Annotated in this window: 14 protein-coding genes and 1 pseudogene; 8 read left to right on the top strand and 7 right to left on the bottom strand. The window is 61.1% G+C overall.

Features of this window, described 5'->3' with window-relative positions; translation table 11 throughout:
- Positions 1-11: 11 nt before the first annotated feature.
- Positions 12-776, bottom strand: a complete 765-nt coding sequence (locus ACOYXH_RS15670; protein WP_095050562.1) for an AraC family transcriptional regulator — start codon at positions 774-776, stop codon at positions 12-14.
- 98 nt (positions 777-874) lie between these two features.
- Here ACOYXH_RS15670 and ACOYXH_RS15665 point away from each other — a divergent pair, with 98 nt between their 5' ends.
- From ACOYXH_RS15665 to ACOYXH_RS15635, 7 genes are all read left to right on the top strand, one after another.
- On the top strand, positions 875-2,008 hold the full coding sequence (locus tag ACOYXH_RS15665; RefSeq protein ID WP_460409778.1) for an MFS transporter: 1,134 nt from the start codon (positions 875-877) through the stop codon (positions 2,006-2,008).
- 108 nt (positions 2,009-2,116) lie between these two features.
- Complete coding sequence (locus ACOYXH_RS15660; RefSeq protein WP_414926325.1) at positions 2,117-3,844, top strand: ShlB/FhaC/HecB family hemolysin secretion/activation protein; 1,728 nt, start codon at positions 2,117-2,119, stop codon at positions 3,842-3,844.
- A gap of 97 nt (positions 3,845-3,941) precedes the next feature.
- Positions 3,942-8,411 (top strand): hemagglutinin repeat-containing protein, encoded by a 4,470-nt coding sequence (locus ACOYXH_RS15655; RefSeq protein WP_460409777.1) that lies wholly within the window; start codon positions 3,942-3,944, stop codon positions 8,409-8,411.
- A 205-nt stretch (positions 8,412-8,616) separates the two neighbouring features.
- Positions 8,617-8,994: a cytochrome c gene (locus tag ACOYXH_RS15650; protein WP_095124407.1), complete on the top strand. Its 378-nt coding sequence runs from the start codon at positions 8,617-8,619 to the stop codon at positions 8,992-8,994.
- Between the two features lie 104 nt (positions 8,995-9,098).
- Positions 9,099-9,590, top strand: coding sequence for a sigma-70 family RNA polymerase sigma factor (locus ACOYXH_RS15645; RefSeq protein ID WP_460409776.1), 492 nt, complete (start codon positions 9,099-9,101; stop codon positions 9,588-9,590).
- A gap of 88 nt (positions 9,591-9,678) precedes the next feature.
- On the top strand, positions 9,679-10,662 hold the full coding sequence (locus ACOYXH_RS15640; RefSeq protein WP_460409775.1) for a FecR family protein: 984 nt from the start codon (positions 9,679-9,681) through the stop codon (positions 10,660-10,662).
- Positions 10,663-10,760: 98 nt separating this feature from the next.
- Positions 10,761-13,187 carry a TonB-dependent siderophore receptor gene (locus tag ACOYXH_RS15635; protein WP_320413225.1) on the top strand — a complete coding sequence of 809 codons (2,427 nt, stop codon included), beginning with the start codon at positions 10,761-10,763 and terminating at the stop codon, positions 13,185-13,187.
- Between the two features lie 88 nt (positions 13,188-13,275).
- Here the strand turns inward: ACOYXH_RS15635 and ACOYXH_RS15630 are convergent, their stop codons facing one another.
- Positions 13,276-14,427 (bottom strand): MFS transporter, encoded by a 1,152-nt coding sequence (locus ACOYXH_RS15630; protein ID WP_095050570.1) that lies wholly within the window; start codon positions 14,425-14,427, stop codon positions 13,276-13,278.
- Between the two features lie 283 nt (positions 14,428-14,710).
- On the opposite strand from ACOYXH_RS15630, the gene ACOYXH_RS15625 reads away from it, so the two are divergent.
- Entirely contained in the window at positions 14,711-15,691 is a 981-nt protein-coding gene (locus tag ACOYXH_RS15625) for a diaminopimelate epimerase (RefSeq protein WP_460409774.1), read from the top strand.
- Between the two features lie 264 nt (positions 15,692-15,955).
- Here ACOYXH_RS15625 and codA read toward each other — a convergent pair whose 3' ends face one another.
- The 5 genes and pseudogenes from codA to ACOYXH_RS15600 form a co-directional block, all read right to left on the bottom strand.
- On the bottom strand, positions 15,956-17,203 hold the full coding sequence (gene codA, locus ACOYXH_RS15620) for a cytosine deaminase (RefSeq protein ID WP_460409773.1): 1,248 nt from the start codon (positions 17,201-17,203) through the stop codon (positions 15,956-15,958).
- A 15-nt stretch (positions 17,204-17,218) separates the two neighbouring features.
- Positions 17,219-18,489: pseudogene (gene codB, locus ACOYXH_RS15615) on the bottom strand (cytosine permease).
- Positions 18,490-18,787: 298 nt separating this feature from the next.
- The gene (locus ACOYXH_RS15610; RefSeq protein ID WP_095050574.1) at positions 18,788-19,600 is read right to left on the bottom strand and encodes an alpha/beta fold hydrolase; all 813 of its coding nucleotides are present in this window, start codon (positions 19,598-19,600) and stop codon (positions 18,788-18,790) included.
- Positions 19,601-19,799: 199 nt separating this feature from the next.
- The gene (queD, locus tag ACOYXH_RS15605) at positions 19,800-20,156 is read right to left on the bottom strand and encodes a 6-carboxytetrahydropterin synthase QueD (protein WP_007915588.1); all 357 of its coding nucleotides are present in this window, start codon (positions 20,154-20,156) and stop codon (positions 19,800-19,802) included.
- 85 nt (positions 20,157-20,241) lie between these two features.
- Positions 20,242-21,321 carry a patatin-like phospholipase family protein gene (locus ACOYXH_RS15600; protein WP_460409771.1) on the bottom strand — a complete coding sequence of 360 codons (1,080 nt, stop codon included), beginning with the start codon at positions 21,319-21,321 and terminating at the stop codon, positions 20,242-20,244.
- Between the last annotated feature and the right edge of the window lie 92 nt (positions 21,322-21,413).

Raw genomic sequence — 21,413 nt, 5'->3', positions numbered from 1 at the left:
TCGTCAGTTGTTCACTTGAGCCAGTGGCCCGGTGTGCTGCCGGTCATGGTTTTGAAGAAGGCGATGAAAGCGCTGTCGCTGGCAAAACCCGATTCGAACGCGCAGTAACTCAGGCTGCGCCCGGTGGCGAGCAATTCCATCGCGCGCATCAAGCGCCACTGCTGGCGCCATTGCTGATAACTCATGCCGGTTTCGCGCTGGAAGATTCGCCCGATGGTGCGGCTGCTGGCGCCGACCTGCTGCTCCAGTACTTGCAACTCTGGAGGCAGACGTTCAGGCGTTTTCAACAGTGGTGCCAGGCGCTTGTCCTGAGGTAACGGCAGCAGCATCGGTTGCTGCGCCGCTTCAGCGATTTCGCTCAGACACAGGCCGAGCAGGTGGGAGAGTTTGCCCTGCTGCCAATCGCTGGCGAAATCCGCCAGCGCCATCGGTTCCAGCACCGCACGCAACAACGGGCTGACTTCAATCACGCAGACCTGCTGCGGCAATGCGCTGCACAGCTCGGGGATCAAGTAGATCGAGCGGTAGTCGACGCTCTGTTGCATCACCGCGCGATGGCTAACACCCGGTGGAATCCACGCCGCCCGCGACGGCGGCAGCAGGCACAGTTGCTGCGCCAGGGTAATTCGCGTGCAGCCTTGGCGCGTGTACAGCAGTTGTCCGCGTTGATGGCGGTGCAAGCCGGAGTCGTGATCGCTCAAAGTCGAGGCTATGCCAATCACCGGTGCCTGAAAGCGATCTGCGTCAAACGTTGCGTGGGCATCAAGCCAGGCCATGGGTTGTCCGATTTCAGCGATTAGTTGGCAGGGTTCGGATAATACGTCACTCACCGATTCTTAAACTCCTCGGCGGTTTATGCGAGGAGTGATGAAGAATGAACAACAGACATTTTCTGTGGCGGGCGATTGCGTTGCTGATGTTTCCGCAGATCGCGCAAACCCTGTACAGCCCGGCGCTCGGTGATATCGGGCGGGTGTTTAACGTTGGCCCGCAAGCCGCCGCGCAGACGTTGTCGGTGTATTTCCTCGCGTTTGCCGTCGGAGTGGTGGTGTGGGGGCGTTTATGTGATCGCATCGGTCGGCGCCCGGCGATGCTCGCAGGCCTGGCAATCTATGCGATTGCCACGCTTTTAGGCCTGCGGGTCGGCAGTTTCAACGGCTTGTTACTGGCGCAGATGTTGGCGGCCTTCGGTGCGGCGGTGGGTTCGGTGGTCACGCAGACCGTGTTGCGCGACCGCTTTAAAGGCGCCGAACTGGCGCAGGTGTTTTCCTTGGTGGGCATCGCGCTGGCGGCCAGCCCGGCGCTCGGCTTGTTCAGCGGCGCCAGTCTGGTTCAGGTTTTCGGTTATCGCGGTGTGCTTGGCGCGTTGCTGTTGCTGGCAACGCTGTTGTGGCTGTGGAGCTGGTACACCCTGGCGGAAACCCGGACAGCGCCAACCGGCCATGTCGGTTTGTTCGAAACCCTCGGGCGCATGTTGCATGACCCAGGAATCTGGCGCTCGGCGCTGTGGATCGCCTCGTTCAACGTGGCGTTGTTCAGTTATTACAGCCTCGCTCCGTTCATGTTTCAGCGGTTGGGCGTCAGTGCCAGCGCTTTCGGTTACAGCGGCGTGATCCTCGCGCTGGGCTCAGGTTTTGGCGCATGGCTGAACCGGCGCTTATTGACGGTCGGGTTCAAGGCATTGCAGTTGATTCGCCTCGCGGCTGGCATCGCCTTGCTTGGTGGTGTGGGCGTGTGGTCGCTGCAGGGCAGTGTCGCGTTCGTGCTGCCGATGCTGCTGGTGGTGTTGGCGTTTGGCCTGGCGATCCCGAACATTCTCGGTTCGGCCCTGGCCGATTACGCTGATCGATTGGGCACTGCCGGGGCGTTGTTGGGCTTGATGTATTACCTGCTGATCGGCGCGGGGCTGATGCTCGCCGGCTGGTTTCAGGCCCTCGGGGAAACCCTGATAACGTGCAGCGCCGTGGCCTTGCTGCTGACAATAAAGCCAGGCAAAGCAATTGTTTAAGAAATGTAAGCGCTGTAGGAAGCGTCTTGCTTTTGTGTGGGATGGCTCCGACTATCACGATCATTGATGACATGGCATTACGCCATTTGATGATCGCAAGGAAGTTGCGTGCCGTTTCCGTTTCGCGCTGTTTTTCGCCGTGGTTCCCCGCTTTGCCCGCTGCTGTCGGCCTTTGTGTTGAGTGTCTGTGCCTCCTCGATTGAAGCTGCCGAACCTGTCGCGCCGGGCCAGGAAGTGCTGCGCCAGCAGCAACAGCAGCAGCGCGATCTGCAACAACTGCAACTTGAGCAAAGAAAGCGGCAACTGGAACGCGGCGCGTTCGGCCCGGCGCCGGTCACCCCGGCCATCCCGCCAACCGTCACCGCCGATGAACGTTGCTGGCCGTTGAGCGGTGCGCGCATCGGCGGCGTCACGCTGATCGACAGCGACAAACTCAACGCGCAGATCAAACCGCTGCTGGCGCCGTGCATGGGCGTCGGCCAGATCAATCATCTGCTGGCGACCATCACCGCGATCTACGTCGACAAGGGCTATATCGCCAGCCGCCCGTATTTGGTCAGTGCACCGGCAGCGGGGCAGTCGCTGGATATCCGCATTGACGAAGGTTACATCGAGTCCATCGAACTGGCCGATCAGAGCCAGCCGGTGTCGCTCGGGGGCGCGTTTCCAAACATGCTCGGCGAGCCGCTGAATCTGCGCGATCTGGAGCAGGGCCTCGATCAACTCAATCGCCTGCGCTCGATCGATCTCACCGCCGACATCGCCCCCGGCAGCCAGCCCGGCGCCTCGCGGATCATCCTGCGGTCGCGCACCGCCGCGCATTCGCGCTGGGCCTTGAACGCGGGGTTCGACAACCTCGGCAGCGCCAGCACTGGACGTGATCGCGACACCGTCAGCCTGAGCCTCGACAGCCCACTGCAACTCAACGACTTGTTAAGTCTCAGCGCCAGCGACACCCTCAATCAGGGTGACCGCTACAGCCGCAATGCCAGCCTGTATTACGCGATCCCCTACGGCTACTGGACCTACAGCGTGTTCGCGAGCCACGCCGAATATCGTGCGCCGTTCAAACTGCCGAGCGTGACCTTTCACAGCACTGGCATCACCGATCAGGTCAGCCTGCGCGCCGACCGTGTGTTGTGGCGCGACCAGAGTCGTCAGCTCAGCGCCAACCTGCAACTGGCGCACAAGGATGTCGACAGCTACTTGCAAGACGTTCGCCTCGGTATTCAAAGCCCGACTCTGACCGTCGCCGAAGCCGGGCTCAATCTGTTCTGGCTCGACCGCGCGGTGTGGAACCTTGACGTCAATTACGCCCAAGGCCTGCACTGGTTTGGCGCCGACGATGACTCACAACATCAGATCAACAACCTGCCCAGGGCGCAGTTTCGCAAATACCGCGCCGGCCTCAGTCAGTGGCGCAATGGTCAGCTTGGCGCGCAGGCATGGCAATGGCAGAGCCAGTTCAACGTGCAATACAGCCCGGACCCGTTGCCAGCCATCGAACAGCTGCTCGGCACCGACGACTCGGCGGTGCGCGGCTATCGGGTCAGCAGTGCCTCCGGCGCCAGCGGCGCGATCTGGCGCAACACCTTGCGCCTGCCGCTGCGCAGCGAGTGGCCGCTGCAGATCACCCCGCGGGTGGGCCTCGACCACGGCTGGATCAAGGCCGATCACGGTGCTCAGGGGCAACGCCTGAGTGGTGCCAGTGTCGGCCTGAATCTGGGCTGGAAGAACCTGCAAGTGGACGTCGACTACCAACGCGCCCTCAACACGCCGAACGGTCTGCAGCACGAGCCTGAAACCTGGCTGATGCGGGTGGGCCTGCAAATCTGAACAACGCAGTGAATAAACAGCCGTCGGATCTGAGCGCGTCAGCCACGGCCGAGACTAAACGCGCAACGTGATGCCGTACTCACATGGAGACGTTTTTATGCCAGCACACACTTTTGCTTTTCATCTTTCGCCTCGGGGCAAATTGCGCTGGGCGATTGCCAGCCTGTTCTTCGCCGTGCACCTGCCGAGCGCGCTCGCCGGCGGTGTCGTGGTCGCACCGGGACCCGGCGGCACCGCGCAATTGCAGACCCAGGGCGGTGTGCCCATCGTCAACATCGTCGCGCCCAACGGTTCGGGCCTGTCGCACAACCAGTTCCTCGACTACAACGTCGACCGCCAAGGCCTGGTGCTGAACAACGCCTTGCAGGCCGGGCAATCGCAACTAGCCGGGCAACTGGCGGCTAACCCGCAATTGCAAGGGCAGGCGGCGAGCGTGATCCTCAACGAAGTGATCAGCCGCAATCCTTCCGCCATCAATGGCGCGCAGGAAATCTTCGGCCGGCCCGCCGATTATGTGCTGGCCAACCCTAACGGCATCTCGGTCAATGGCGGTAGTTTCATCAATACGCCGAATGCCAGTCTGGTGGTCGGTCGCCCGGAATTGAACGACGGCAAACTGCAAAGTCTGAACAGCCGCGATGCCAGCGGTCAGTTGCAGATTCAGGGCGGTGGCCTGCGCAACGGCGAGGGCTCGATCAACCTGATCGCGCCGCGTATCGACAGTCAGGGCGCGATCACTGCACGCGATCAGTTGAACCTCACGGTCGGGCGCAATCAGGTCGACTACGCCAGCGGCCAGGTGAAAACTGTTGATCCGGCGGGCAACACCGGCGATCAACGCATCGACGCCAGCCTGTTCGGCGCGATGCAGGCCGGTCGCATCAATATTGTCAGCACCGCCGAAGGTGCAGGCGTGCGGGTGGGCGCGGTGCAAGTCGCCGGGCGTGACGGCGTGCAGATTCGTTCGGCCGGTGACTTGAGTGTCAGCGGTGAAGCCGTGGCCAACAGCCTCGACGTGACCCGCGCCGGTATCCGCAGTAGTCAGGGCGACGTCGGCTTGCACAGCGGCAAGGATCTGACGTTGGCTGCCACCGATGTTGGCGGCCGCGACGTCACGCTCGATGCCAAACGCAACCTGACCCTGTCGACGGTCGAAAGCCGCAAGCTTCAGGAAAAGCGCGAAAATTGGAACAACAGCACCATCGGCATCACCTGGGAAACCTACGACCGTACCCAGACCGATAGCGAATCCCGTCAGCACGGCAGCCAGATCATTGCCAGCCGCGACGCCAAACTTGCCTCCGGCAAAGACACCGAACTGAAAGCCGCCAAAGTCGAAGCGGCGAACAATCTCGATGTACGAAGCGGCGGCGACTTGCGCCTGACCGCCGCCACTGAAAGCCACACGCAAACCGATAAAGGCAACCACCGCAAACATCTGTGGAAAGCCGACTGGAACAGCAGCAGCGAAGAACAGCGCAGCGTCACCAGCCAGTTGAAGGCTGGCAATATCGCCCTGCAAACCGCCGCGCTGTTGCGCTCCGAAGGCGCTGAGTTGAGCAGCGCCGGCGACCTGCAACTGGCCGGCCAACAAGTGGAAATCGCCACCGCCACACGGACTAATCGCAGCAGCGACAATCGCTATTCGGGTGATTTGGTCGGCGGTGGTTTCTTCGGCAAGACCGGCGATGCCGACAAGGGCAAGACCCAGCATCAGGGCAGCAAAATCAACGCCAGCGGCAAACTGATCGTCAAGGCTGACGACGTGCGCATCAGCGGCAGCCAGGTGCGTGGCCGCACCGACGCCAGCGTGATTAGCGACAAGGGTTCGCTGGTGATCGATGGTGTGCAGGACACCTCGCACAGCAACAACCACGACAAGGACAGCAAATTCTTCGGCATTACTAAGGACGAGTCGCGGCAGAACAGTAAAGACAGCAGCACCGTGCGCAGCGAACTGGTGTCCGACAGCAACCTCGAGCTCAAGAGCGCCAAGGACATCGAGGTGGCTGGCTCGACGGTCAAGGCTGACGGTGCGCTGACAGCCGACGCGGCAGGCGACGTCAATGTGCACTCTGCACAGAACACTCACGACAGCACTGACACCACGCAAACCCGTGGCTTCGATGCGTACGCCAAAGAGCAAACGCCAGAGCAGTATCGCGCCGGGATTCATTACGAGGACAAACAGCAAACGGTTACTCGCAACGACGTCACCCAGCAGGGCTCCAGCCTCAGCGGTGGCAGTGTGCAGGTGAAGGCGGGCGGTGACGTTACGCTCAAAGGCGCAGAGGTGAAATCCACCGCTGGCGACACGACGTTGAGCGGCAAAAACGTGTCGTTGCTGGCCGAAACTGACAGTCATAAAACCTCCACCGACACCTCCAGCACCGGCGGTGGTTTCTACTACACCGGCGGTCTCGACCGTGCTGGCAGCGGCGTCGATTTCGCCCACAGCACGGCGCAGGATTCCACCAGCAAAACCACCGCGCGATCCACCAGTGTGCAGAGCAGCGGCGGCCTGACGATCAATGCCGACAAACTCGCTACCGAAGGTGCACAACTCAAGGCCGGCAACGGTCTGAACGTCGCCGCCAACGAGATCGACAACCGTGCGGCCAGCAACACTGACAGCAGCACGCATAGCGAGAGCAACTGGTCGGCGGACATCGGCGCCAACGTCGAATACAAAGACATTGCTCGGCCGATCGCCGGCGCGGTCAAGGATGTGCTCAACGGCAAGGTGCCGGACAAGGACGCACTGGCCAATCTCGGTCAGCCGAATGTCGGTATCGACGTTGCGGTCGGTCACGGCAGCGCCAGCAAAACCGAGCAGAGCAGCAACGCTGTGGTCAGCCGTTTTGACGGCGGCACTGTCGATGTGAAAACCACCGGCACGCTGCACGACCAAGGCACCCAGTACAACGCCAGCGCCGGCCAAGTGAACATCAGCGCAGACCAACTGCTTGCCGACGCTGCGAGCAACACGCACAACAGCAGCGCGAACGCGGTGGATGCCAAGGTCGATGTGCGCGTCTACACCAAGACCGGTGAAGACGTGAATGTCGCCGGCAGTGGCGCGGGTGGCAGCAGTGCGTCGAGCAAGGACAACTCCAGCGCGGTGGTTGGCGGTTACGCCGGCAGCCAGGGTGTGAACATCAAGGTCGGCGGCGATGCGCAGTTCGAAGGCAGCCGTTTCAATGGCGGGCAGGGCGGTGTGAGCATCAACACCGGCGGTGATCTGGCGCTGAATCAGGCCAACGACCGCCAGAGCAACAATGACAGCAGCTTGCGCGGCACTGGCTCGCTGACGGTCGGCACTTTGCCGGAGACCGATGGCACCAACGTCGATCTCGGCGCCGGTTTCCAGCTCGATCACACCGGCAAGCAAAGCACTGATACCCAGGCTCACGTTGCGAGCATCAGCGGCAACGGTCCGGTGCAGTTGAGCAGCGGCGGCAATCAGCTGCAGCAAGGCACGAAAATCGACAGCGCTGGCGCCATCGATCTGCACGCCGACGGCAAACTTGATCTGCAAGCAGCCACCGACACCCACACCGCCAGCGGCAGTAATCTCGGCGGTGGTTTGAAGGGCGGCGGCAGCAAAACCAGCAGCGAGAAGAGTCGTGATCAGGGCGGCAATCTGAGCGGCAATTTCAATATCGGTCGGGTCCACGAGCAGTCGCAGACCCTCACCGGTGGCCAACTCAACAGCCAGAACGGCATCGTCTTGAGCGGTGATTCGATTCACCTGCAAGGCACGCAAGTCAGCGCACCGACCGTCAGCATCGACGCGCAGAAGGGCGGCTATGTGCAGGAATCGGCGCAGTCCACCGACCACCGCAATAACTGGAATGTCGCGCTCAACGCCGGCGGCAACCTGAGCAGCAAAACCCCGACCGCCGCAGATGAGAAGGCCAGCAGCGATCACGGTTTCAATGCTGGGGCGAAAGTCGGTGTGGATTACTTGCAAGGCAGCACCCAGCAGAACAGCCAGATCAAGGCTGACAGCGTGGTGTTGAACAGCGCCGCTGATGCACAGCTGGCGGGTGCGCGGATCGACGCGAAAACTGTCAGCGGCAAGGTCGCGGGTGATTTGACCGTCGAGAGCCGTCAAGACTCGAGCAACCACGCCAAGGTCGATGTCGATCTGGGCCTGACCGCGAAGAAAAACCCGCCGAGCGACAAGGAGAAACTTGCCGGCACCGATTACAAGCCGACATTGAAAGCGCAGGGCGAGTATGCGCATAAGGACGGCGTGGCGCAGGCCTCCGGGATCAGTGCCAACCAAAGCGTGAGTCTCGCGGTCGGTGGCGCCACGCAACTGACCGGCGCGCAGATTTCGGCGACGCAAGGGAAGGTCGATCTGGGTGGTTCGAAGGTCAGCAGCACGGATCTGAGTAACCGTGACTACGGCGTGAAAGCGGGCCTTGATCTGCCACATAAAGCCGAGGAAAACGCACCGAAGGTTTCCCTGGAAAACGGCAACCTGAAAGTCGGCCCGGTTACCCTTAGCGGGCATCTGGACACCCAGACCCTGCAAGCCGGGATCGACGAAAAAGGCTGACTCACTGGCCAGTGATGGATGCACTTGAACCCGCATCCACCACCAAACCCTGTGGGAGCGAGCCTGCTCGCGAAAGCGTCCATCCAGTCAATGCAATGAGTGACTTATGTACCGCCTTCGCGAGCAGACTCGCTCCCACTTTGGTTTTGCGCCGGGCGTTAAAACTCGACTATCTTGCGCCTCTTAAATGCCATGGAGGCAAACAATGAAAATAGCATCCGCCGTTTTACTCGGGACTTTGCTGATCACTCAAACATCCGTGTCCTTCGCGGATAACAGCAATGGCAAAAATCTCTATTCGCAGCGCTGCGCTGTGTGCCACGGCGCCGATATAAAGGGCACCGGGCCGCTGGCGCACAAAAGCAATCCGCCCACACCTGACCTGACAACCTCCGCGTTCAAAAAACGCCTGAATGAATACCCGGGCGTGATTGTGTCGTCGATCATCCTTCGCCCGAACGGCAACCTGATACCGAAAACGTTGCAGGAGAACGGCGTAAAGATACCGCCGCATGCCTGGAGCGTTAAGGATCTGCGCGATCTGCATGAGTACATGAGTGGGGTGATTTCGATAAAACGCTGAGCTGCACAGGTGACCCGGACGGTCGGTCGAGGAATCCATTGCTTCGCCTTAATAGGAAGCATTACTATTCATGCCCCTTTCCTCAGCACGCCGCCAAAACCCCCATGCGTCCCCGCAGACCCGGCTTTTTCGAGCACTACGAAGAGTTGATCGGCACCTGGACTCGTCGCCTGCGCAATCGCGCGCAGGCCGAGGATCTGGCGCACGACACCTTTGTGCGGGTGCTTGAGTCCGATTCGGCAGCGGTGCAGCAGCCACGGGCGTATTTGCACCAGACCGCGCGCAATATCGCGGTCGACGGTTATCGGCGTGAGGATCGGCGCGGCGCTATGGAGTCGCAGGACATCGATCACAGTGAGTCGTCAATCGGCGACCCTGAGCATTACATGCATGCGATTCAGTTGGCCGATTCCATCGAACGGGCGCTCGCTGAATTGCCGATCAACTGCCGCAAAATTTTCGTCTGGCAGAAGATCGAAGGCCTGACTCAGGCGGAAATCGCCGAACGCCTGGGGCTGTCCAAGAACATGGTGGAAAAGTATATGATCCGCACCCTGCGCCATCTGCGTGATCGACTGGACGGTTTGCAATCGTGAATGTGCATCATGGCAAAAAGATCGCAGCCTTCGGCAGCTCCTACAGGGGGCTGTGTGTCTTTATATTCCCAGCCCAACAGGACATTCCATGATGGAGACGCGTGATTGCGCGTGCGGGCAAACAACGGTGCGCGATGACGCGGCTCGCTGGTTTGTGCGTTTGCAGGAGCCGGCCGTCAGTGCCGACGAGCAGCAGCGCTTTGACGCCTGGCTGAATGAACATCCGCAGCACCGTGACGAATTTCAGTTGCTGCAGGGCTTGTGGTCGGCGGCCGATCTGCTCCCGGCGCCACGCCTCAAAGCCCTCGCTGAAACCCCGCCGAACCGTCGCCAACGCCGTCCGTTGTTGCGTTATGCCGTGGCTGCGAGTGTGCTGGCGGTGGCGCTCGGGCTGGGCTTGTTCAGTGGCTTGAATCATCCGGGCGGCTACAGCGCCGAGTTCGCCACGGCGTTGGGCGAGCGCAAACATGTGGCACTGCCGGACGGTTCGGTGATCGATTTGAACAGCCGCAGCCGCTTGCAGGTGCGCTTTGAACAGGATCGGCGGCTGATCGAGTTAAGTGAAGGTGAGGCGATGTTCAGCGTCGCTCACGACACCTCGCGACCGTTCGTGGTCGAGGCCGGCAGCGGCAAGGTTACGGTCACTGGCACGCGTTTCGATGTGCGCCGCGACGTCACGCAAACCCGCGTGGCGGTTGAGCAGGGCACAGTGAAAGTGCAGGGGCGTGATGCGCCGGACAATCAATTCATCAACCTGACCGCCGGCCTCGGCACCTCTGTCGATGCACACGGTAAAGTCGCCGCCGCCTACTCGGTCAATCCAGCAGAACTGACGGCATGGCGCAGCGGCAAACTGGTGTTCAACAACGCCAGCCTCAGCGAAGTCGCGGCCGAAGTGTCGCGCTATCGTGAGAAGCCGTTGACCGTGACCAACCCGGCAGTGGCCAGTCTGCGTCTGACCAGCGTGTTCAAATCCGACAACACCGATGCCTTGCTCAAAGCCTTGCCGAGCATCCTGCCGGTGGCCGTTCGCACCCTTGCCGATGGCAGTCAGGAAATAATCTCAAAATAAAATTCAGGTTTTTTTCGAGTTCAGCGTCTTCCTGTACAACTGCAACTGGTTTGCATTAACAGCCGCACACTCTTGCGATTCACAGGACTACGTACGACGTGAAGAACACCCCTGCCAACAACAAAAAATCCCCTTGGCTGCCGCTGGCTCTTGCGCTGGCGGTCAACGCTGGCATGCCGCTGGCGTTCGCCGGTGAAGCCATTCATATCCGTGCGCAGCCACTGGGCCAGGCCCTGAGCGAACTGGGCCAGCAGACATCGCTGCAGGTGTTTTTCAGCCCGGATCTGGTCGCCGGCAAACAGGCCCCGGCGGTCGATGGTGATATCTCCCCGGAGCAGGCGCTGCGCCAATTGCTGCAGGGCAGTGGTCTGGATTATCAGATCAACGAAGGTTCGGTGACGCTGTCGCCTGCCGCAACCTCCACCGCCAGCAACGGCCCGTTGGAACTGGGCGTGACCGACATCAAAGTGGTCGGTGACTGGCTAGGCGATGCCAACGCCGCCGTGGTGCAGAACCACCCCGGCGCGCGCACGGTGATCCGCCGCGAAGCGATGGTTGAACAGGGCGCAATGAACGTCAGTGACGTGCTCAAGCGTGTGCCGGGCGTGCAGGTGCAGGACTCCAACGGCACCGGCGGCAGTGACATTTCCCTCAATGTCGGCGTGCGCGGTCTGACTTCGCGTCTGTCGCCGCGCTCCACCGTGCTGATCGATGGCGTGCCGGCGGCGTTTGCCCCATACGGCCAGCCGCAACTGTCTATGGCGCCGATTTCCTCGGGCAATCTTGACAGCATCGACGTGGTACGCGGCGCCGGTTCGGTGCGTTATGGGCCGCAAAACGTCGGCGGCGTGATCAACTTCGTCACCCGGGCGATCCCGGAAAAAGCCACCGGTGAAATCGGCACCACCCTGGAAACCACCCAGTACGGTGGCTGGAAACACATCGACACCGCGTTCCTCGGCGGCACCGCCGACAATGGCATGGGCGTGGCGTTGCTGTATTCCGGCGTCAACGGTAACGGTTACCGCGAGCGCAACAACGGCAACGACATCGACGACGTGTTGCTCAAGACGCACTGGGCGCCGACCGATCAGGACGATTTCAGCCTCAACTTCCACTACTACGACGCCACGGCCGACATGCCCGGCGGTCTGACGCAGAAGCAGTACGACGCCAAACCGTACGACTCGGTGCGTGACTACGACCAATTCACCGGTCGGCGCAAAGACGTGTCGTTCAAGTGGATCCGTCAGATCGACGAGCGCACCCAAGCAGAAATTCTCACCTATTACACCGACAGTTTCCGTGGCAGCACCATTGCCGCCCGCGACCAGAAAACCCTCAGCTCCTACCCGCGTTCCTACTACACCCTCGGCATCGAGCCACGAGTCTCGCGGGTATTCGATGTCGGCCCGACCACTCAGGAAGTCAGTGTCGGTTATCGCTACCTGAAAGAGGCGATGCACGAATCGTCGAGCCGCGTGGCGCTGGTCAACAACCAGCCGGTGCTCACGCCGACCTCCGACGGCCATGTGTTCCAGGACCGCACGGGTGGCACCGAGGCCAACTCGGTCTACCTCGACAACAAGATCGACGTCGGCAACTGGACTATCACTCCCGGCATTCGCTTCGAACACATCAGCACCGACTGGCATGACCGCGCCGTGCTCGACACGGCCGGTAAACCGGTGCAGGCGAAAAACCGCAGCATCGAGAGCAACGAACCGTTGCCGGCGCTGAGCGTGATGTATCACCTGTCGGACGCCTGGAAACTGTTCGCCAACTACGAAACTTCGTTCGGCAGCTTGCAGTATTTCCAGCTCGGCCAGGGTGGTTCGGGGGATCAGACCGCCAACGGTCTGGAGCCGGAAAAGGCCAAGACCTACGAAATCGGCACGCGCTACAACGACGATGTGTGGGGCGGGGAAGTGACGCTGTTCTACATCGACTTCGATGACGAGCTGCAATACATCAGCAACGATGTCGGCTGGACGAATCTCGGCGCGACCAAGCACCAGGGCCTTGAAGCGTCGGTGCATTACGACATGGCGGCGCTCGATCCACGTCTAGACGGTTTGACCGCCAACGCTGGTTTCACCTACACCCGTGCGACCTACGAAGGTGAGATTCCGGGCTTCAAGGGCCGTGATCTGCCGTTCTATTCGCGGCAGGTGGCGACCGTCGGGTTGCGTTACGACATCAACCGCTGGACCTACAACATCGACGGTTTCGCTCAGTCGAAACAGCGCTCGCCGGGTACCGGTGTGAATGCCGACGGCAGTTTCAACGGCAACTACATCACCGATGGCACGGCAGATGGGCAATATGGCGACATCCCGGGTTACGTGACCTGGAACGTGCGTGGGGGTTATGACTTCGGGCCGCAGGTGTCGAATTTGAAACTGGGCGCCGGGGTGAAGAACATCTTCGACAAGCAGTACTTCACTCGCTCCAGCGACAACAACTCGGGGATGTATGTCGGCGCGCCGCGCACGTTCTTTGTGCAGGCCAGTGTCGGCTTCTAAAGCATAAGATCAAAAGATCGCAGCCTGCGGCAGCTCCTACATTGGAATGCGTTCCTGTAGGAGCTGCCGCAGGCTGCGATCTTTTGCTTCAGACTTTCAGGACTTTGCCGCCGATGGCCACTGCCACCAACAGCACCGCCATCAAGCCAAAGGCAAAACTCAAACTGCTGGCATGCGCTACAAAACCGATCACCGCCGGCCCGGCCAGAATCCCTGCATAACCCAGCGTGGTAATGGCCGGCACCGCGATGCTCTCCGGCATCACCGTTTGCTTGCCCACTGCCGTGTACAGCACTGGCACGATGTTCGAGCAACCAGCGCCGACCAACGCGTAACCGACCAGCGCCGCTTCCCAGCTTGGCGCGAATGTCGCCAGAAACAGGCCGGCCGCTGCCAACAGACCACCAAACAAAATGATCCGTGTTGCACCGACCATCCGCACAATCCGGTCACCCAGCAAACGTCCGGCGGTCATGGTCAATGCAAACGCCGCATAACCCAGCCCTGCGTACGCCGTGTCGATCCCGCGTTCCTGCGCCAGAAACACCGCACTCCAGTCCAGCGCCGCGCCTTCAGTCAGGAACACGATGAAGCACATCCCGCCGATAAACAGCACGATGCCGTGAGGGATGGCGAATGCCGGTCCGGAGCTTTCACTGCCGTAGGGCAGCATGTGCGGCACGCATTTGAACAATGCCGCGATCAGCATGACAACCACCACCAGCATGGCGGCCAGTGGCGTCAAACCCAGGCCGAGCAAGGCACTGACACCCGCCGCGCCGACAATCCCGCCGAGACTGAACAAGCCGTGGAAACCCGACATCATGTTCTTGCCGCTGGCGCGCTCGACGATCACCGCTTGCAGGTTTACCGTCGAATCCACCGTGCCGAGGCCGGCGCCGAACATGAACAGCGTGGCGATCAACGCCGGTATCGACGACACCGTAGCCAGCAACGGCAGCGCCGCGCAGATCAACAAGGTGCCGCCGGTAGCGACGCGCCGACAGCCAAACCGTGTGGCCAGAATCCCCGCTAGCGGCATCGCCAGAATCGAACCGACCCCCAGGCACAACAGCAATAACCCCAGCGTGCCTTCATCCAGTCCGGCCCGCGCCTTGGCATACGGCACCAGCGGCGCCCACGCGGCGATGCCGAGTCCGGCGATGAAAAAGGCGATGCGCGTGGACATCTGTTGCAGGCGTCCGGGGACGAAAGTGTCTTGGGGGTTGAGGCTGGTCATATCGATCCTTGGCAAAAAACTTCGCGTCCCCGAAGGACAGTGATTCAGCGACGAGGTTCGATCGCCGGCCATTCGGGGAAGTACAGACAACATCCTACCCTGTGGGAACAGAGACTCACCAATAAGCGGTCATGCACATCCCCCTGTGGGAGCGAGCCTGCTCGCGAAGGCGCAGTGTCAGCTGAAAAATATATCGACTGACACACTGCATTCGCGAGCAGGCTCGCTCCCACAAGGGATTGCGTTTTACAGTGGCCTTCTTCGGCGACAGGGGCAAACACTGATGACGCAATTCTACGATGCACGCGGCAATATCTATGGCGTGATCTCGCCCACCAAATTACGCGAGGCGGGCATCGATTTGCCATCCGGCGCCACCGAATGCGCCTCGTCGCGTCAGTCCTGGAGCGAAGCAGCAATCAAACTCTGCTGTGACTGGCCCGAAGGCCAGCGCCCGGCAAACAGCAAATCCCACCGCAGCGACGGCCTGCTGATCGGACCGTTCCAGACGTCGCCGCCATTCGACGTGCTGATCGTCAACACCGACGGCACCCTCGCCGAGCGCAGTGGCAACGGCCTGACGATTTTCTCTCAAGCGCTGACCGAGCAAGGCTTGATGCCGGAGGAGGGTGCGTTGGTGCGCGTGCATCACGACAAGGGTGACGCCGTGGAGACCTCGGTGAAACCGGCCGAAGTCGAAGGCGTTGAAGGTTTCTGGCTTGATCTCGGCCAACCGCGATTCGGGCCGGATGCCGTGGGCGCGCAGGTGGTTGAGAGCCTTCAGTTCAACGGTCGGGACGTGAGCCACGTCGCGCCCTTGGCACAACTTGATTGCGAGTGGGCGCACAGCCAGTTCGTGCGCATCGGCAACCCGCATTGCGTAACCCTGCTCGCCGACGAAGCGGCGTTGCCGAGCAACGAGCCGATGCGTGAATCCCCCCTGAGCGAAGGGTTGACTGCAATCGCCTACGCCATGCCCACCGGTGGCGGTGATCCGTGCCCGGCGGGCGTCAATCTGCAATGGGCGGTGCTGGAGTCGCCGCAGCGAATCCTCGCCCGGGTGTTCGAGCGTGGCGAAGGGCCGACGGCTTCATCCGGGACCAGCGCCAGTGCGGTGGCTTGCGCGGCGTGGCGAGTGGGTTGGGTCGCGGCGGGAGAAGTGCAAGTGGTCATGCCCGGTGGCACGGCGCCGATTTTGCTGGAAGAGGCGGACGGAGAATTAGTGCGGGTCAGATTGTTTGGTACGGCGCGGCTGATGGGCTGAATTCAAAACCGCCATCGCTGGCAAGCCAGACTCCCACAGGGTTTTGTGGTGAACACAAATAGTATGTTCAAACACATAACCCTGTAGGAGTGAGCCTGCTCGCGATAGCGGAAATACATTCAACATAATATCGCCTGATACACCGCTATCGCGAGCAGGCTCACTCCTACAGTGGATAGTGGCTGTACTCAGTTTTGTGTTCAGCATCAAACCCTGTGGGAGTCTGGCTTGCCAGCGATGGGGCCATCGGCCTCAACACAAGTCTCAGCTCAGCGCGGTACTGAATTCCACCACCGGCATCTGCCGCTTCATCAACACCTTGCCGCCACGAATCGAATACAACGGCAGCCCCTGACTACGAATTACCTCGTAATCGCTGTCCGCCGACAGAATCAGCAGATTCGCCGGACGCCCCTGTTCCAGGCCGTAACGCTCACCCAGGTGCATCGCTTTGGCACTGTTGTCGGTGACCAGATCCAGCGCACTTTGCAGGTTGCGGTAACCGAGCATGTGGCAAATATGCAGCCCCGCCTCAAGCACTCGCAGAATGTTGCCGTTGCCCAGCGGATACCACGGGTCGACGATGGAATCCTGACCGAAACACACGTTCATGCCGGCTTCGAGCAGCTCATTCACGCGGGTCACGCCACGGCGTTTGGGAAAGTTGTCGAAGCGCCCTTGCAGGTGAATGCTCTCGGTCGGGCAGGAGACAAAACTGATCCCGGAGTGGCCGAGTAAACGGAACAGTTTGGCGCAGTAGGCGTTGTCGTAGGAACCCATCGCCGTGGTGTGGCTAGCGGTGACCAGCGCGCCCATGTCGCGGCTGCGCGCTTCTTCGGCGAGCACTTCGAGGAAGCGCGAATGCGGGTCGTCGGTCTCGTCGCAATGCACGTCGACCAGGCAACCGGTGCGCTCGGCCAGGTCCATCAGGAACTTCACCGAACTCACGCCCTGATCGCGGGTGTATTCGAAATGCGGAATCCCGCCGACCACATCAGCGCCCATGCGAATCGACTCTTCCATCAGCTCGCGGCCATTGCGGAACGACTCGATGCCTTCCTGTGGGAACGCGACGATTTGCAGGTCGATGAGGTGGCGACTTTCCTCGCGCACTTCGAGCATGGCTTTAAGTGCGGTGAGTTGCGGGTCGGTGACATCGACGTGGGTGCGCACGTGCTGGATGCCGTGGGCGGCCAGCGTTTGAATGGTTTTTTTCGCGCGGGTCTTGGTGTCTTCTTCGGTGATGGTGACCTTGCGCTCGCCCCAGCATTCGATGCCTTCGAACAGCGTGCCGCTCATGTTCCAGCGCGGCTCGCCGGCGGTGAGGGTGGCGTCGAGGTGAATGTGCGGTTCGACAAAGGGCGGCACCACCAGATTGCCGCCGGCGTCGAGGTCATCCGGGCCGAGGGTCGGTGCCTCGGTCTGGCGGGCGATGCTGCGGATCAGACCGTCTTCAAGGTGCAATTCGTGCAAACCTTCCTGGTTGCGCAAACGGGCGTTGATGATGTGCATCAGGCGAATCCTTTTTTATAGGTCTTGTAGTGGCGCGGTCGCGCTGCGAGCGCCGAGCACGCCGGTAACGATGACATACGTTAGCGCGGCAGCAGCGATCCCTACCAGCGGCGCGACCCACGGCGAGCTGAACGCGGCGACGGTGCCGACCGCATAGGCCCCGAGCCCGGCCAGTTGAACGCCGGCAACCGTGCGTCGGCCAGACGCGGATAGTGCCCGCGCCAGCGGTAGAAAAAGTCCGCCATGATCACTCCGCCGATCGGCGGAATCACCGTGCCGAGCAGAATCAGGTACGGCACCAGCATGTCGTACATACCGAGCAAGGCGAGCAGGGTGCCGATCACTGCGCCGGCGAGGGTCACGGTTTTGCGTCGGCCGGTGCGCAGCAGGTTGCAACCAGCGACGGCGAAGTTGTAGATGGTGTTGTCCTGAGTGCTCCAGATGTTCAGCAACAGCATGGCCATCGCGGCCATGGCGAAACCTTGCAACAGCAGCACTTCCACCACGTCCGGTTGTTGATAGACGATGGCGCCGTACGCGCCGATCAACACCATCAGGCCATTGCCGATGAAAAAACCGATCAGGCTGGCCAGCACCGCCACCCGCGCCGAACGCGAGAAACGTGTCCAGTTGGTCGCTTGCGTCGCGCCACTGACGAAGGTGCCGAACACCAGGGTGATCGCGGTCGACCAGTCCAACGAACCGCTCGGTACCACGCTGAGCAAGCCTTCGAAGCCGCCGACTTTCACCGTCGCCACCCACATCGACAGCATCAGCAGCAACATCATCGCTGGCACCGCGATGTACGACAGAATCTCCAGTCCGCGATAACCGACGTAGGCGGTGGCGCAGAACAGCAGACCGAACAGCACCATCAAGCCGAGCACCGTGCCTTCGTCGAGATCGAAATATTTACCGAGCACCACTGCAGCGGTCGCCGTGCCCCAGGCGTACCAGCCGATCTGAGTGAAACCGAGGATCAGGTCGCTGAGCTTGCTGCCGACTTCGCCGAAGCAGAAGCGCCCCATCAGCACTGAGTTGAGGCCGCTTTTGAAGGCGATGTAACCCAGGCCCGCCGCATACAAACCGAGTAACAAATTGCCGACGACGATCACCGCCATCATCTCGGCGAAACTGAACGCCACGCCGAGCTTACCGCCGGCAAACATGGTCGCGGTGAAAAATGTGAAACCGAGCAGCACCATCGCCGTCGAGGCCAGGCCTTTGCGTGCATGCATGGGGACTTCGCTGAGGGGGTAATCGTTGCCGGGATCGTTCTGCGTCATGGGGCGGTCCTTGCTGGAGTGGAGGAGACGCGGGGGAGGGTTGCAGTGGTCGTGCCAAATGCCGGATGGCGCGGGTTATGTATAGACGAGTCGCGTCGGCAAGCGCGAAAACAGTGCACCTGAATACACCGGAGCCCCAATGTAGGAGCTGCCGAAGGCTGCGATCTTTTGATCTTGTTTTTGATCGTTCCCAAGCTCTGCGTGGGAATGCTGCCCGGGACGCTCCGCGCCCCACTTCAAAGCCGAACGCGGAGCGTCCGTTGAGGCATTCCCACGCAGAGCGTGGGAACGATCAAGGTCAGAGGAAGCGCAGCAGGGCGGCGACGATGGCTTCGGGGGCGTCTTCCTGGACGAGGTGTCCGGCGTTGGCAATCGGGTGGAATCGTGACCCCGGGATCATTTGATGTAACGCGCGGCCACGCTCGATGGGAATCCACTGATCCTGCTCGCCCCAGAGAATCTGTACCGGGCAGCGGATCGTTGGATACAGGCTTTCTGCTTCTCGGGTATAGCGCTCATCCATCTGCGCAATCTGCCGATAGAACGCCGCTTGCCCCGGATCGCCAAGCCACGGCTGCACATAGGGTGCGAGTTCGTCGTCGGGGATATCCCGGTGAATCGCCCCGCGAATATAGGTCGGCACGATGGCGCGCTGAATGTAGTCGGGGATGCCACTAAACGCCGCTTCATGCTGACGCACATGCTGCACGAATGGCGAACCCCATGGTGTCAGCGCGACCGGATCAATCAGGGTCAGGCTGCGGTAATCCCTGCCGTTGAGCAGATGTGCGCGCAGCACGGTGGCGCCGCCGAAGTCGTGGGCGACGACGTCAGGGCGTTGCAGATTCCAGTGATCGAGCAGTTGCGTCAGCAGGTGATTTTGCACACCGAGGGAGACATCGGCGTCCGGTTGCTCGGAGCGCCCGTAGCCCAGCAGATCGAAGTAATGCACCCGATGCGTGGCGAAAAAGTGCGGTGCGATCCGATGCCACACGTATGACGAAAACGGCGTGCCATGCACGAACACCAGCGGCGGGCCATCGCCGCGCACGGCATAGCGGACCTGTCGGCCGTTGAAGTCAAAGACCTGATCCAGCAGCCAGTCTGTCATGGGCCTGTCCTCTTGGCGGGTGGGAGCCAAAAAGCATAGGCGTAAAAAAACAGCCGTGAAGGCTGTTCTCTGGCAAATCACTGTTTCCTTGTGGGAGCGAGCTGCTCGCGAAAGCGGTGTGTCAGTCGATATCAATGTCGGCTGACACACCGCTTTCGCAAGCAGGCTCGCTCCCACAGGAGTATCTGGGTTTCAGAAGTTACTCACCGCGATAGATGCAACCGCTGGTGCAGGTCTCGTGAATACGGATCGCGCTCAGTTCCGGCAGCAACGGCTTCATTTCATTCCAGATGAATTTGGCCAGTACTTCGCTGGTCGGGTTTTCCAGACCGGGAATGTCGTTCAGGTAGTTGTGATCGAGACGCTCGTACAGCGGCTTGAAGATCGCCTTGATTTCAGAGAAGTCGCGGATCCAGCCGGTGTGCGGATCGAGGTCGCCGCTGAGGTGAAGCGCCACTTTGAACGAGTGACCGTGCAGACGCCCGCACTTGTGGCCGTCCGGGACGTGCGGCAGGCGGTGGGCGGATTCGAAAGTAAATTCCTTGAAGATTTCCACAGTATTTTCGGCTCTGTTCAGATGGCGTTCGCCGCAGCGATTCGGGCAGGCGGCGAGTTTATCAGCTTGTGTTTGACCGTGCTGACTAAAGGGTCAGCAAGCGCTCGGCGAGGCGACCATTGGCAGTCAGTTCAAGAAATTCATCGCCCAAGCGGCGGCTCTCGTCCATCGCTGCGTGCCAGTATTTCTGCCGGCTCGCTGCATCGCCCATAAAGCGCTTGAAGTCGTTGCGGTCAGGCAATTTGCCGTAGGGCAGGCGCGCCAGATATTCCTTCGACGGCGCGAGCAGCAGCACGTCCTGCAAGCGCTCCACCGAGCCCTTGCGCCACGGCAGGGTCTTGTCGAACCAGCCCGGAATGACCCGGTCGGTGAAGTGCGGATAGAGCACGATGCCGTCACCGCTGTAGGGCAGGTCGAGGTGATAATCGAGCAGACCACCATCGCGGAAAGTGCCAGCACCGGCGCCCGGCAAATCCCGTACACCTTCCATGACCATCGGGATCGAACCCGAGGCGAGCAAGGCCTGACGCAGGTTGCTGGCATTCAGGGCGACGAAGCGCGACGGGAAGTCGTTCAGCGCATTCACCGGCGGGGCCAGGCGTGGGTCGTGGATGATCAAGCGTTCGAAGTGTCGCGACAGGCGCGCGCGGCCGCGCAAGTTGTCGGCGATCACCGAACCCAGCGCCAGACCCAGGCGACCGCGATGGTCATCAGCCAGGCGCCCCTGACTTTTCACCACCATGATGTTCAGGCGGTAATGCGCGTTGTCGAGGATGCTCGCGTCGCGGCCGTCGAGCAGGTCATGGAGCATGCGCTGCGAGCTCTGACTGATCTCGGCCATGGTCACGCCTTTGTTGAAGTTCTGCTCGGCGTACAGATGGCCGAGACGCCGGAGGCCTTCGGCGGCGTCCGGCAGGCAGGCACTGGCGAAGCGCCAGGAACCGACCGAGGCGCCGATCAGCGAACGCTCGCGCGGCGCGCTGGGCAGCCATTCACCGAACAGCGCCAGATCCAGCCCCTGAATCCCCAACGCCTTCGGCCCACCGGCAGCGCCGGGCAGGGTGCCGACGTCGGCGGCATTCAAGCCTTGGGCACGAATGCGCGCCATGGCGCGTGGGCCGGCTTTGAGGGTGAGGGCGGGGAATTTGATGTGGATGGCGGTCATACCGGTCTCGATCGTTAGCAAGCGAACAATTATAAGCACATGTTACAAAATCCTGTAGGAGCAGCCTTCGGCAGCTCCTACGCGGGGATATG

The organism is Pseudomonas sp. Mb7 (assembly GCF_054790525.1).
This window is presented reverse-complemented; position numbering and strand designations above follow the sequence as displayed.

Excerpts from the sequence above, each read along its gene's own strand:
- ACOYXH_RS15640 (WP_460409775.1), top strand. The coding sequence starts at position 9,679 with ATGATGGAGACGCGTGATTGCGCGTGCGGGCAAACAACGGTGCGCGAT.
- ACOYXH_RS15645 (WP_460409776.1), top strand. The coding sequence starts at position 9,099 with ATGCGTCCCCGCAGACCCGGCTTTTTCGAGCACTACGAAGAGTTGATC.
- ACOYXH_RS15665 (WP_460409778.1), top strand. The coding sequence starts at position 875 with ATGAACAACAGACATTTTCTGTGGCGGGCGATTGCGTTGCTGATGTTT.
- ACOYXH_RS15625 (WP_460409774.1), top strand. The coding sequence starts at position 14,711 with ATGACGCAATTCTACGATGCACGCGGCAATATCTATGGCGTGATCTCG.
- ACOYXH_RS15600 (WP_460409771.1), bottom strand. The coding sequence starts at position 21,321 with ATGACCGCCATCCACATCAAATTCCCCGCCCTCACCCTCAAAGCCGGC.
- ACOYXH_RS15650 (WP_095124407.1), top strand. The coding sequence starts at position 8,617 with ATGAAAATAGCATCCGCCGTTTTACTCGGGACTTTGCTGATCACTCAA.
- ACOYXH_RS15655 (WP_460409777.1), top strand. The coding sequence starts at position 3,942 with ATGCCAGCACACACTTTTGCTTTTCATCTTTCGCCTCGGGGCAAATTG.
- ACOYXH_RS15610 (WP_095050574.1), bottom strand. The coding sequence starts at position 19,600 with ATGACAGACTGGCTGCTGGATCAGGTCTTTGACTTCAACGGCCGACAG.
- ACOYXH_RS15630 (WP_095050570.1), bottom strand. The coding sequence starts at position 14,427 with ATGACCAGCCTCAACCCCCAAGACACTTTCGTCCCCGGACGCCTGCAA.
- ACOYXH_RS15670 (WP_095050562.1), bottom strand. The coding sequence starts at position 776 with ATGGCCTGGCTTGATGCCCACGCAACGTTTGACGCAGATCGCTTTCAG.
- codA (WP_460409773.1), bottom strand. The coding sequence starts at position 17,203 with ATGCACATCATCAACGCCCGTTTGCGCAACCAGGAAGGTTTGCACGAA.